The 13,238-nt window shown below is 34.1% G+C and carries 11 protein-coding genes; 7 read left to right on the top strand and 4 right to left on the bottom strand.

Annotation, left to right across the window (positions count from 1 at the left end; genetic code table 11):
* A partial coding sequence (locus tag HOG71_05140) for a hypothetical protein (GenBank protein ID MBT5990218.1) occupies positions 1–283 on the top strand: 283 nt, incomplete at its 5' end.
* A gap of 228 nt (positions 284–511) precedes the next feature.
* The gene (locus HOG71_05135; protein MBT5990217.1) at positions 512–2,848 is read left to right on the top strand and encodes a TonB-dependent receptor; all 2,337 of its coding nucleotides are present in this window, start codon (positions 512–514) and stop codon (positions 2,846–2,848) included.
* 58 nt (positions 2,849–2,906) lie between these two features.
* Here the strand turns inward: HOG71_05135 and HOG71_05130 are convergent, their stop codons facing one another.
* On the bottom strand, positions 2,907–3,548 hold the full coding sequence (locus HOG71_05130; protein MBT5990216.1) for a 4'-phosphopantetheinyl transferase superfamily protein: 642 nt from the start codon (positions 3,546–3,548) through the stop codon (positions 2,907–2,909).
* Positions 3,549–3,757: 209 nt separating this feature from the next.
* Between HOG71_05130 and HOG71_05125 the strand changes: the two genes are divergently transcribed.
* Both HOG71_05125 and HOG71_05120 read left to right on the top strand, forming a co-directional pair.
* A complete protein-coding gene (locus tag HOG71_05125) occupies positions 3,758–4,711 on the top strand; it encodes an NAD-dependent epimerase/dehydratase family protein (GenBank protein MBT5990215.1) in 954 nt (317 codons plus the stop codon).
* Positions 4,712–4,819: 108 nt separating this feature from the next.
* The gene (locus HOG71_05120) at positions 4,820–5,863 is read left to right on the top strand and encodes a nucleoid-associated protein (GenBank protein ID MBT5990214.1); all 1,044 of its coding nucleotides are present in this window, start codon (positions 4,820–4,822) and stop codon (positions 5,861–5,863) included.
* 2 nt (positions 5,864–5,865) lie between these two features.
* On the opposite strand, the gene HOG71_05115 is transcribed toward HOG71_05120, so the two are convergent.
* Together HOG71_05115 and HOG71_05110 are read right to left on the bottom strand one after the other, a co-directional pair.
* Positions 5,866–9,423, bottom strand: a complete 3,558-nt coding sequence (locus HOG71_05115) for a TraB/GumN family protein (GenBank protein MBT5990213.1) — start codon at positions 9,421–9,423, stop codon at positions 5,866–5,868.
* Positions 9,424–9,517: 94 nt separating this feature from the next.
* Entirely contained in the window at positions 9,518–10,273 is a 756-nt protein-coding gene (locus HOG71_05110; protein MBT5990212.1) for a hypothetical protein, read from the bottom strand.
* A 171-nt stretch (positions 10,274–10,444) separates the two neighbouring features.
* Between HOG71_05110 and HOG71_05105 the strand changes: the two genes are divergently transcribed.
* The 3 genes from HOG71_05105 to prfA all read left to right on the top strand — a co-directional run bounded on the left by HOG71_05105 (position 10,445) and on the right by prfA (position 12,999).
* Positions 10,445–11,074, top strand: coding sequence for a lactate utilization protein (locus tag HOG71_05105; protein MBT5990211.1), 630 nt, complete (start codon positions 10,445–10,447; stop codon positions 11,072–11,074).
* Entirely contained in the window at positions 11,064–11,822 is a 759-nt protein-coding gene (locus HOG71_05100; GenBank protein ID MBT5990210.1) for a UDP-2,3-diacylglucosamine diphosphatase, read from the top strand. The genes HOG71_05105 and HOG71_05100 overlap by 11 nt, the downstream gene beginning before the upstream one ends.
* 91 nt (positions 11,823–11,913) lie before the next feature.
* Positions 11,914–12,999: a peptide chain release factor 1 gene (gene prfA, locus HOG71_05095; protein MBT5990209.1), complete on the top strand. Its 1,086-nt coding sequence runs from the start codon at positions 11,914–11,916 to the stop codon at positions 12,997–12,999.
* Here the strand turns inward: prfA and HOG71_05090 are convergent.
* The coding region (locus HOG71_05090) for a phosphatase PAP2 family protein (GenBank protein ID MBT5990208.1) at positions 12,996–13,238 on the bottom strand (243 nt) is incomplete at its 5' end. The two genes, prfA and HOG71_05090, sit on opposite strands and share 4 nt — an antisense overlap.

The following is a 13,238-nucleotide window of genomic DNA, read 5'->3' as shown; positions in this document are numbered from 1 at the left end:
TAGTAGTTTACACTTAATAATTATTAAGAATATTTGTTATCCGACTATTGAATTAAGAAGCATAACAGAAAGAGAAATAATAACCTATCAATGCAATGGCGGTCAAATTCAGATTGATCGAAACTTGTGGAATGAAGGAATTATGAAAGCTCAGTTTAGTTTTACTTTTGACCACCCTGAGAATCCAGATCAACCCATGTACTGGAATGGTAAAATCTTTGCGCGCATTGACACTTCCTTAAATGCAAAGCATTCTGCCACTAACATCCATATTGGTAATTAGCCTATTGAACTCAGCAAATCAGCAATTTTCAATACAATTACAGCCTTAAGCAAAAAACTGTAAACTTATTTTAGGACGATACAATTACAGCCTTATCAGTTTATCAATTCAACAGTTTCTCAATTCAACCGTTTTCCAATTTAACAATTTATCAGTTTAACAATTTGTTCCTTCAGCAATTTCCCAATTTTCCCTACCTTTATATCTTCTTTTAGAAAATCTATCTTCATGCAAAAACTAGTATTATTTGCCGGACTAATTGTCTCGATATTTCTAATTAATCATCCCCTAATTGCTCAGGAAGAAGAAGAGGAAGATTATTGTTCAGAGTGTATGATGGGTCTGGATGCATTATGGAACTTGGAAGTACTGTCTGCTTCTAGGAAAGTTCAAAAAAACAATGATGCAGCTGGAAGTGTGGTGGTTATTACAGATGAAATGATCCAACAACGTGGATACCGAAATCTTGAGGAAGTTCTTGAAGATATTCCAGGTATAGATTTCACAATAAAACAACCTGCAGGAGAATATCCTTCTCATTTTATATTCAGGGGAATTACCGATGTAGGCCAAACAAACTTACTTATTTTAGTAGATGGAGTTATCAGGAACGATATTTCAAATGGATGGATCAGACACATTGGTTTTGAATTCCCTTTAATTGACATTGAACGTATTGAGGTCATTTTTGGTCCGGGTTCTTCGCTTTATGGGGCTAATGCTTATGCTGGAATTATCTATATCATCACAAAAAATGCGGAAGATTTAAAAGATAAAAACAAAGTTGATGCTCGTATTTCTTATGGTTCATTTAATAGTATTTCTCCTGAAATATATTATTCCAGCAAATTCGAAAATGGCATGAGCGTGCAAGTTACCGGACAATGGTATATAACTGATGGAGATCAGGGACTGGAAAGACTAGATCCTGGTAATTATTTTCATAATAATTCAGAACCCGATTCAGTATTAACAACTGAATATGGAAATATTCCAAATGAAATTGATGGCGATGGACTAACCTACCCTATAAACGATGGATTTAAAACCAACATTAACGATATGCATTTTCGCGTAAAAGCAAAACACGAGAATTTTACCATAGGACTTAGTTGGTGGCAAAGAGATGAAGGTTTAGGTAGTCAGGTTGTTGGTTATGAATATTTCACCAATAGCCCTAATTTAAATTATAGGGCACTACACACGGGTAAAACCTTTTACACAAAATATGAATTTGAATTAAAGGATAATTTTTATTCAAGTTCCATCCTCTCCTACCGGAATACACGGATTTTACCTGAAACCGGATTCTTCTATACCTATCAGTATCAAAGTGTAAATAATGGATTCGATTCTGCTGTAGTTGATAAAATGAAAGGATATAGTGGAGAAGGAACAGCCATACGTTTAGAACAACAATTCAATCTTGATATTAAAGAAAATAATGAGCTCGTTTTTGGATTTCATGTTGAAAATGAAAACAAGCAGTACTTTGGTATTTCACTAGGTGAAGCACAGGATCCCAACTCGACTATTGTGAGTTCTACTTATCCTGATGGGAATGAGAGCTATTTGCCCATGCACTTTTCACAAAATTATTCATTGTTTGTGCAAGATCAGATGAAGATTTTTGAAAAATATACTATAACAGGAGGATTACGCTATGATTATAGTTCAGAGTTTGGATACGTTCTCGTACCGCGAGCAGCATTTGTCGGGAATCCGTTTAAGAATTTTTATTTCAAAGCTTTGTATGGAAAAGCATTTAAAGCCCCTACAGTGTTTGAACTTTTTGATGAATGGCGAGGCAATGCTGATCTGAAACCACAATATATTTCAACTTACGAACTTGAATTGAGCTACCGTATTACTGAAAAAATTAACATCCGATTAAACACGTTTACCAGCCAGGTAAATGACTTGATCGTAGTAGCTCCAAATCCTGACCCGGTTGCTGTACCCATTGGTGCAAGTGGAGAAAAGGCAACATATTACCAAAATCAGGGAGAATTTAATATTTCCGGACTAAGCCTAATGACAGATTATCAGCCTCTCAAAGACATGCTCATCAGCGCAAATTATTCCTTTACAATTGGTGAAAACTTTGATGAAATTGACAACATTGCCAGAATGAAAGCCAATCTGGCGATAAATTATGTATTACAAGAAAAAATAAACTTTAACCTTCGAGCAAATTTCATTGGAAAAGTTAAAGCAGCTGAAACGAATAGATATTTTCAACCAAAAACGACAGCAAGTATAGCTGAAGTTGGTTATGACTATGTAACTGAAGACAAACCTGATGGTTATTTAGATGAATATATGGTATTGAATTTCACTATTTCAGGAAGGAATTTGTTTAAATCGAAGGTAAAATTTGAGCCACAACTTATTATTAGAAATATGATTGGGGCAGATTATTTTACAATAGGACGTCAGTCTGGTTCAGGAACAAGACCCATTGATGTCATTCAAACTAGTATTCAAAATCCAACTGGTTTTATCCCTGCATATCATCCCCAGGCCGGAACTTCGGTTTATTTCAGATTGTTAATGCGTTTCTAACAACGAGTAACAAGTAACCAGAAACGAGTAACAAGCAACGAGAAACGAGTTCCAACTCCTACTCATCAATCACATAAGTCAACATATAACCATCATATTTCTCATACCTCACATCAAACGATTGTTCAAAATCATTTTGCTTGATATGCGCTTTAATGTAGCCCTCACCTTTGTAGGCAAAACCATCGATGTGAATATGCTCTCTGAAGTGTAATTGTTTTTTGCCATTGAGTTTAAAAATAGACTCCTTTGTACACCAGTAAACATATAGCTGTTCTATTTCATGCTCACCATCAGGAACTTCACTTATCTCTTTCTCCGACATGAATTTGCTGCAAATCTTTTTTATTACTGGTTTTATTTCTTCAATATCAATACCCACTTTCTTTTTGCTAATGGCTACTGCTGCATAATCAGCAGAATGAGAAATGGACATTTCAAAGTCGAAGTTGAGTAGTTGGGGTTTGCCATGGATATCTCCCTCCACTTTAATAAAGTGATCGGTTTCTAAAACATGACGTAATAAAACACGTCCTGCAACCCAGTGCATATTGCGTTTACCCTTATTCAACGTGCTAAAATACCTGATTTCAGCTGCATTTAAGATGAGGCTTTTCTTGAGTTGGTCGATTGTTTCTTCCATCTTCCATATCCCCACTTTTGTCTCATCCCGCTCTTTTCGTAACTCTACTAAACCCATAATAAGCTTTAAACTGATTAGTCGAAAACTAATAGCTGTTAACTCAAATTTACGGATTATTGGAAAAGAAATGAAATGCTCAATTTAAGTACCTAAATAAACCATTCAAAATCTCACTTTTTTAGATTGTTGAATAGATTTACTTATTAAAAAATTATGTAGGTTTGACCGCAAATCAAAAACATAATATAAATTCATTTTAAAGAGATATGGAAAAAATACTGGTCATAGGATGCGCAGGACAAATAGGTTCGGAACTGGTTCCCGCATTAAGAAGTATTTATGGTAGCAGTAATGTAATTGCATCAGATATTAAAACGAGCCCTGTAACGGAAGAGTTAGCCAAAGGTGGTCCTTTTGAAACATTGGATATTTTAAATGCTGCTCGATTAGGTGAGATTGTTAACAAACATGGTATTACACAAATTTATCATTTAGTTGCTGTGCTTTCGGCCCTTTGCGAAAAAGATCCAAGACGTGCATGGCAAATTAATATGGATAGTTTGTTTAATGTACTGGAACTGGCAAGGGAAAAGAAATTGAGTAAGATTTTCTGGCCAAGTTCAATTGGTGCATTCGGACCAACAACCCCTCGAATTAATACACCACAAATGACCATTATGGAGCCTAATACAACTTACGGTATTAGTAAGTTAGCAGGTGAAAGATGGGTAGAATATTACTTCAATAAATATGGAGTTGATACGCGTGGTATTCGTTATCCGGGCTTGATTAGTTATAAAACAGAGCCAGGCGGAGGAACAACCGATTATGCAGTTGATATTTTCTTTGAAGCTATTCGCTCTGGTCATTACAAATGTTTCCTGAAAGAAGATACAACATTGCCGATGATGTTTATGGATGATGCCATAAATGGAACAATAAAACTCATGGAAACTCCTGCTGAAAACATTAGCATTCGCTCCAGTTATAACTTAAATGCACTAACATTTTCAGCAGCTGAATTGTACGAAAAAATCAAGCAAAAAATGCCTGAATTTACCATTGAATACAATCCTGATTTCAGACAAGCCATTGCCGATTCATGGCCAGCAAGTATTGATGATACGCAAGCTCAAAAAGACTGGGGCTGGAAACCTGAATATGATTTAGATAAAATGGTGGATGTAATGCTTTCTGAAATTAAGAAGAAATTAGCTTAACATTCATACAAGCTCACATATATAATGGCAGGGTAAAATTTACTTTGCCATTTTTTTATTTCTATATTGCAGCAATTGATCAGTATTTTTGCATAAATAAATTTCAAAATGATTAATCACGAACTCGCCACATTAAGCAGCCTGAGTATTCACAAAGTAGGCAACAAAGGAAAAGAAGAAGGCTTACAACTTTCCACCAAATTGGCCGAAACAGATGAAGATATTGATGAATTGCTAATTCACTATTTTCTTAGTTCATTTAAAGAAAACGGCTTTTTCCAGTTTATTCATGAAACAGATATAGAAATGAATGAAGTATATGCTTATGTTTCTGAAATATTCGCAGATCATTCTAGTTTGCATGAGCAGTCTATCAAATTAGCGAAGTATTTATACGGCCAATCGGTGCATCCAAATATTAAAGCTGGTGAATTTTATGTTACTTTGATTAAAGATGTTCATTTGAATGGCGAATTAACCGATGCCATTGGTTTGTTTAAATCAGAATCGAAAGACACATTTTTAAAAATCCATACCCGATCAGAAAGTTTTGATATTAAAAGTGATGCAGGCATTAACATCAACAAACTGGATAAAGGTTGCCTGATATTCAACCAGGAAAAAGAAGATGGATTTATGGTTTCAGTAGTGGATCGAACCAACAAAGAAACAGAAGCTCATTTTTGGGTAGATCAATTTTTACAAATACAACAACGAAGCGATAGCTTTTTCAATACCGAGCAGGCTATTAATTTGTGCAAGAGTTATGTGCACCGTCAATTGCCTGAGGAATTTGATATATCAAAAGCTGACCAGGCAAATCTATTAAATAAGTCTGCCAATTTTTTCAAAGAAAAGGAAAATTTTGAACTGGCCGAATTTGCACATGAGGTGATGCAAGAACCTGAATTAGTCAAAAGCTTTAGTGAATATAAAAGCAAATTTGAAGATGAATTGGATGTACAAATATCCGATGAATTCAGTATTTCACAAGCTGCATTAAAAAAGAAACAAAGGGTATTTAAGAGCGTAATTAAATTGGATAAAAATTTCCATGTGTATGTACATGGAAATAGAGACAATATCCTAAAAGGATTTGATGAAGAAAGTGGACTGAACTACTATCAACTATTTTTCAAAGAAGAGAAATAATTTCATTTGCTATCTTTTTCAAGATACTTTTTCGCTGATTTCAATAGTTTCTGAATACTTATTTCCCGATCCTTTTGTTCTGTAAATCCGATGTAGTCGTTATCGACCCAATAATTTTCCAGATCGATATTCTTTTCTTGAATATCAAATGCACCGCTAATCGAAATAAACTTTTCGCTATCACCTTCCCATGAGCAATCAAAAATATAAAAAACAACCTCTTTATCATCTATTGAAATGGTTCTGGTCTCTGCATATTCCATCGCATATGGGAAATAATCATCATAGGAGAAATAATCGATTAAGGTCATTTTTGCAATATTATCTGCTGTTTTATAGGATGCTGGCACCAAATGCAACATTTGCTGCGTGCTTATTTCTGAAATAAGTTCAAACCCATAATATTCATCTTCAAGACTTTCCTTCCATTCCTTATTCGAAATTTTAAGTTCATGTCCTAGTTTATAGTGAATTAATGCTGAACGGATCTCCTCAAAATCCAAACCTTTTAATTTAGATTTCAGAAGCTTATAATTTGTATTGGGTAATTTAGAATACACTTTTATAATGTTACTCAAAAGTGATGTGAAATTATATACCTGCCAACTGTCTTTCGGATAATTATTTATGCTATCTAAAGCAATATCAAACCATTTATCTCCATAGCTAGCCAATATTTTCTGTTGATCTTCATTCAAACTCAAATCTGCCCAATTATCAAAAAACAAAAACAAAAATGAATTTTGGAGATATTGCTTCTGATTGCTCACAAGTAGTATGTCATCAAAATTATTGACACAAAATAAGGAAGAGTCGACAATGGGATTCAGAATTTCTCGTGCTTCATAAAAGTACAATTCGTCTGGCAGATGTTCTTTTAACTGATCGAATAGAATTGCTGGGTTGTTTTTAGATAATTTATTCATTAATCCCAACAGATCCCCACCATGCAAATGGAAGTCTTTTTTATAGCAATCCAAAACATAAAATAGTGTTGAATCGTTATGCAGTATAGATAACTCGTAAATAATATTTTGCTTCGCTCCATTATAGGTTTCCGCACTATCAGGATAGACATTTGATAAAGCAGAATGCAAGAGGTTCAAGTCAGTACTATCAAATTCATAATAATCAAAAGCAGTATTGGCATTTGCAAATGTGCTGCTATCGCTTGACATTAAATCACTAAATATTAAACTTGACTTGGATGTAAACATATCAAATTCAGCTACAAAGTCATCCATTTCAACCTGATTAAAAACCAAATCGACCAAGCTATCAGTTTGCATTTCCTCGGTTACATATGCATACAATTCATATACCCGATTTTCATTTAGAATCAGCATAAATCGGGTTCGGTTGCTGCTGTATTCCGATTTTATAACACCAGCAACAAAAGAATAATTTTGTTTGGTTCGACCAGCACTGGAGTCGATAAGCTTATCGCCATAAGCCATAATACTGGTTCGTAATTCCAGTAGAAAAGAATCGGCATGATGAATTCTGTAATATTTGGGATATTCCGTTTCAACCACCACATAGCTCACTCCACAATTCTTGTCAATGCAGGAATAAGTGCTTGATTCAAAACCATCTGAAAAATATGGATAAATATTATCCTCCTCAATAAATGATGGGTTTTCAGGCAAATTAGTTTCTAATAATTTTACCGAATGCCTTGCATACTTTCCTCTTATAAAAGGAATTGTTTTAAAAGAACTAAAAAAAGCATCAATATCATCATTTTGCTCTTCTTGACCTTTAATCTGTGCCATCAATAAATAGGTTCTGTTTCCGCGTAAAAAAACTTGAAATTTGAATTTAATTCCTCTGTTTTCTATAATTTGAGGAGATTCATAACCATATGAACCTAATTTGCTTACTGCATCCATTTTTGAGGGATCAAAAACAAAGTCTTCACCAATTAAAGATGTAAAAAACTGCTGAAACACATCCGAATCATTTTCATAGATATAGCCGGAAGGTAAATCATACCACTGGATAAAATATATTCTTTCATCCAAAATATCCAATCCATAGTACATATGTATACTATACTCCTCTCCATCTTTACTATTTGGATTTTGCGCTTCCATTTTTTGATAATTTGGTTCTGCCGGTAATTTGACAGAGAATGCGCCCAAATCAATTTTATACTCTTTCCAATCGGATGCTTCAGATTTAATGATTTCGGGTTGATAGAATCGCAATGAATTATAAAACTGTGTAGCATCTTCTGAATTGTAATCCTTTTTAGTATTGCCCACCATCAGTAAATACATATGCTTATTGACCAAGAAAACCTTGGTTTTATATTCAAAGCCTATATGTGTTTTGATTGTAATTTCAGCACCTCTAACTCCCCTGTAATTGATACTTTTTTTACTCACAACCTGGCCTGAAACCATTTCCTCAAATCGATTGGCTAAAATATCAATAAAATCATCATTTCCCTCTTCCAAGCCAGCCATAGCAGTAGGCACTCCATAAAAATAATAATAAGGTCCCTGGATAAAATCCATGCAAATTTTCATATCCAAAGCACCACCAAATTTCTCATAATTCATGGGTTTGAAAGGCACATTTACCGAAAAACCGCGTAAACTATCATTAAACTGTTCCCAACTATTTGGCTTTATTCCAATGCCCAAAAGAGAATCAGCTATTGACGAAAATACGACAGGCATGAGCGTTAATGTATAGCCCTTCTTCTTCAACAATTCAATAATTCCATTCGATCCGGGTAAATGAGCAGCTCCAACAGCAATAAATACAGAATTATCTTGAATTAAGGGTACTGCAGCATCAACCATATTTTTATTCCGTTCAACAATAAGTTTCTCCCGATATTCATCAGAATATAAACTCATGAACTCATCAATTTCGTCAATATCACCCGATTGATAAATACTTAGCATTCTGTCATAAACATGCACCCCGTCAGCAACTTCCTTGAATTTGGCCAATACGGCTTCTTTTGTTATCTCATCGGGTAGTTGTTCATACAATTGAATTTGATCTTCATATTTCTCCAACCCCAATACTTTTTTGTCATAACTTTTAGCCAAATAAAATAAATAAGCATCAAGAAAAATGGGCATTTTCTCCGCTTCATCTGCTGATGGTTTATCCAGATAATAATCGAGTGTACGGATATCTTTTCGAGGAAGCAACCTCAAGTTAATTCCTTTTTTGGTAGCCTCTTCTTCAATTACTTCCATTTCTTCCTCATCAAAGAAATCTTCAAAAAAGCGTTGCTTGGTTGCGTCATCGATTGACATTGACACCATTTTTTGATAGACAGAGTCGAAGTCTAACTCAAGAGCTAAAATATCAGCGTCAAACAAGCTTTGTAGCATATCGTCAGTAAACTCGAAACACCTTTTATCCTGAACATGCATTGTCCCAAATAAATAGGATGGTTTTGTAAGAGAATCACCTTCTATTTTCCAAAACAATCTATAATTTGATTTGTAGACAGGATCTGTTTGGGCTACTAATTGACTGGGAATATTTGCGATGAAAAGAACAATCACAAAGAAGAAAAAGTATTTTCTCATATGTAGGCGTTTATTAAATGAAAAATTCGCCTATCAAGATACGATTTATTGCTTTTTGACTTTTCAAAAAATAAAACAAATCAAAAAAAATGATTTAAAAACGATGTGTGAAGCCTGTTATCAAAGAATGACTCATTAAATCTGAAGATGATTCATTTTTATAGCCAAAGCTAAGTTCATTTGATTCACCCAATAAATAATAAAATCCAACTAAATTAAAGAGGCAATTTTCATTATGCCCTATGTCAATACTTTTGTTGATTCCTATATTAGCAACAAAATGAAAATTTCCGTAAAAGGTTAAGTCAATTGAGGAAGAAAAATGAAACAAGTTTTTACATGCACAGATAAGGTTTTCATTTCTTATGTATCCTCCATTAATATTGATATCAATACGATTAAATGTCAAGGTTGATACAGAATATAAACTGTAGCCAACTTTACCACTCCCAAAACCTCTTTCATGCTGTCCTGTAGGAATTGACAATCCTGTTTTAATTGATGAATGAAAATATTCCTTTTCAATTAGTAGTCGTTTTAATTCGAGCTTAATATCATAAAAGCCTTTAAAAGGATATGATTCACATTGTGTTACCGTATGTCCAATGCCATAATCCATTGAAATAACAAGATCATTCTTTTGAGATAATCCATATGTAAAAACAGCAGAAGATAAATTCAATCGACTTGTTTGATCAGGACACTGCTCCTTACAAATTGAGTTACAAAGCTCCAATTGAAACATATCTTTACCTACAGTAAAGGCATTATCTGACTCAAGAGGTAATTGGGCAGTTACCTTATTACTTAATATTAATAGGAATATTAGAACTAAATAGCACGATTTCATAGCAATGGTGTTACGTTTATAATTTTCGTAACAAATATATATCAAATTTGTTTTTGAAACATGTTTTGCTATAAAAAAGTTTGTCCGTTCGCAAAAGGAATGAAATGCTAAGTGATGACAAATTCATTTCAATAGCTTAATTTTGCAAATTGAATTACTTATCATCTATTCATGCGCGAAAAAGTATTAAAAAAAATAAGGACTGCTCAGCAAAAGAGTTTTATGAAATATGATCTGAAAGAACCAGATCTGAAAAAATTTGTGTTTAATAAACCAGATGAAAGTCTTCCTGAGAAATTCGCCAAAGAATTCAATAAGAATAAAGGAAAATTCATTTATTGTCAGAACAATGCCGACATGGTTACACAACTGCGTAAGTTGATTCAAGCGAATAAATGGAAAAATGTTTATTGTACCGAAGAAAACATCCGTTATATTTTAAACAATACCAGTCTTAAATATAAATATGAGTTGGATTCGTATACAGATGCTGACTTGAGCATTACATCCTGTATGGGATTAGTTGCCCGAACAGGAAGTGTTTTGGTAACATCTGCATCAGACTCGTCTCGAAAACTTACAGCCTTCCCTCCTGTTCATATTGTTGTTGCCTATTACGATCAAATGTTTTTTGATTTAGAAAATGCTTTTAAATTTTTTAAACAAAAATACGAGGATAAAATGCCTTCCATGTTATCCATTATATCTGGACCGAGTCGAACAGCCGATATTGAAAAAACCCTTGTTTTAGGGGCTCACGGACCAAAGGATATGTATTGTTTTTACGTAAATGAGCGATAAGCCGGGAAATATCTTTTTTGCATCAGACTTTCATCTGGGTGCTCCTGATTATGATTCCAGCAGGAAACGGGAAGATAAAATAGTAGCCTGGCTAAATCAGATACAACCTAATCTTAAAGAACTCTATTTATTAGGTGATATTTTTGACTTCTGGTTTGAATATAAACACGTCATTCCAAAAGGATTCATTCGATTGCAGGGGAAATTGGCTGAATTAAGCGATGCGGGTATTAAAATCTATATTTTCAAAGGCAATCATGATTTATGGATGAAAGATTATTTCACAAAGGAGCTAAATATTGAAATAATTGAAAAACCAATAATCAAACAATTCGGAAACAAAAGCTTTTATTTAGCACATGGTGATGGATTAGGGCCAGGTGATCTCGGATTCAAATTCATTAAACGAATTTTTATTGGCAAAATAAACAAATGGCTTTTCAGATGGCTGCATCCAGACATAGGAATTACCTTGGCCAACTTCTTTTCAGGTAAATCAAGGGTTAAAAACTATGTTGTAAACGATTCCTTTCTTGGAGAAGATGAATGGTTGGTGCAACATGCCAGAAAAGTTATTGAGAAACATGAAGTTGATTTTTTACTTTTCGGTCATCGACATTATCCTAAGTATTACAAGCTAAATGACAAATCAGTGTATGTTAACCTTGGCGATATGATTTCGCATAATACATATGCTGAATTTGATGGGGAGTTCCTCGAGTTAAAGACTTTCAATTACGTACAGTAGTATTTTTCTCTTCCAAATTCATTCCAATATATTAGCTAACTTTGCAGTCTCAAAAATACCAATCTGGTATTTAAATGATAAAGGATTTGAAATGGAATTACTAGTTAAACTAGCAGCTATAAAAGATAGATGGGATAATATTGCCGAGCAGCTCACGCAACCAGATATCATAAACGATCAGAAAAAATATATTCGATTAAATAAGGAATATAGTGACTTAACTGACATTATTGAAGTGTATCATGAGTACAAGGAGATGGTCAGTAATATAGACACGAGCAAAGAAATTATTCGTACCGACAAGGATAACGAAATGCGGGATATGGCCAAAATGGAATTGGATGAGTTGCTTTCGAAAAAAGGCCCTTTGGAAGAAAAAATCAAAGTTTTGCTGATTCCATCCGATCCTGCAGATGATAAAAATGCAGTGGTTGAAGTAAGAGCTGGTGCAGGAGGTGATGAGGCCAGTATTTTTGCTGGAGATTTATACAAAATGTATGAAAAGTTCGCTGATATAAGAGGATGGAAAGTTGAAGTAATTGATTTTAATCAGGGAACAAATGGCGGTTATAAAGAAATTGTATTTAATATTTCAGGAGCGAAAGTTTATGGAATTATGAAATATGAGTCAGGTGTTCATCGCGTTCAGCGTATTCCGTTAACCGAAACGCAAGGTCGAGTGCATACATCGGCAGCCTCAGTAGTTGTACTACCTGAAGCTGATGATTTCGATATTGATTTAAAAGAATCAGATATTAAGAAAGACACATATTGTTCCTCTGGTCCTGGTGGGCAAAGTGTAAATACAACTTATTCTGCCGTTCGACTAACACATGAACCAACTGGTGTGGTCGCCATGTGTCAAGATCAGAAATCCCAGATAAAAAACTATGAAAAAGCACTAAAAGTACTGAAAGCACGTATTTACGAAATTGAGTATAATAAATATTTAGCAGAAGTTTCAAGTAAACGAAAAACCATGGTTTCAACAGGCGATCGTTCAGCAAAAATCAGAACTTATAATTATTCACAAGGTCGAGTAACCGATCATCGAATTACATTATCTATGTTTAATTTGCCAAACTTCATGAATGGTGATATTTATGATATGATTGATGCCCTTCAAGTAGCTGAAAATGCAGAGAGATTAAAAGAAGGTGTCAATTTTGATGACTAATATTTGATCAATTTTCTAGGCACAATGCCAACACCAAGCCCAATTGAAGTTCCCAATAATGCACCGGTTACTACATCAACTGGATAGTGAACACCCACATAAATTTGCGAATATGAAATGGAGAAAGCCCACAAAATACTTAGTGGCAATATCCATTTCCATTTCGAATAAAACAAGGTGGTCAGGTAAACAGCAACCGCAAAATGATTGGTGGCGTGTGAGGATGGAAAGCTAAAGCC

This window comes from Bacteroidota bacterium (assembly GCA_018698135.1).
GTDB lineage: Bacteria > Bacteroidota > Bacteroidia > CAILMK01 > JAAYUY01 > JABINZ01.
This window is presented reverse-complemented; position numbering and strand designations above follow the sequence as displayed.

Excerpts from the sequence above, each read along its gene's own strand:
- prfA (MBT5990209.1), top strand. The coding sequence starts at position 11,914 with ATGGAATTACTAGTTAAACTAGCAGCTATAAAAGATAGATGGGATAAT.
- HOG71_05120 (MBT5990214.1), top strand. The coding sequence starts at position 4,820 with ATGATTAATCACGAACTCGCCACATTAAGCAGCCTGAGTATTCACAAA.
- HOG71_05100 (MBT5990210.1), top strand. The coding sequence starts at position 11,064 with ATGAGCGATAAGCCGGGAAATATCTTTTTTGCATCAGACTTTCATCTG.
- HOG71_05130 (MBT5990216.1), bottom strand. The coding sequence starts at position 3,548 with ATGGGTTTAGTAGAGTTACGAAAAGAGCGGGATGAGACAAAAGTGGGG.
- HOG71_05110 (MBT5990212.1), bottom strand. The coding sequence starts at position 10,273 with ATGAAATCGTGCTATTTAGTTCTAATATTCCTATTAATATTAAGTAAT.
- HOG71_05115 (MBT5990213.1), bottom strand. The coding sequence starts at position 9,423 with ATGAGAAAATACTTTTTCTTCTTTGTGATTGTTCTTTTCATCGCAAAT.
- HOG71_05105 (MBT5990211.1), top strand. The coding sequence starts at position 10,445 with ATGCGCGAAAAAGTATTAAAAAAAATAAGGACTGCTCAGCAAAAGAGT.
- HOG71_05125 (MBT5990215.1), top strand. The coding sequence starts at position 3,758 with ATGGAAAAAATACTGGTCATAGGATGCGCAGGACAAATAGGTTCGGAA.
- HOG71_05135 (MBT5990217.1), top strand. The coding sequence starts at position 512 with ATGCAAAAACTAGTATTATTTGCCGGACTAATTGTCTCGATATTTCTA.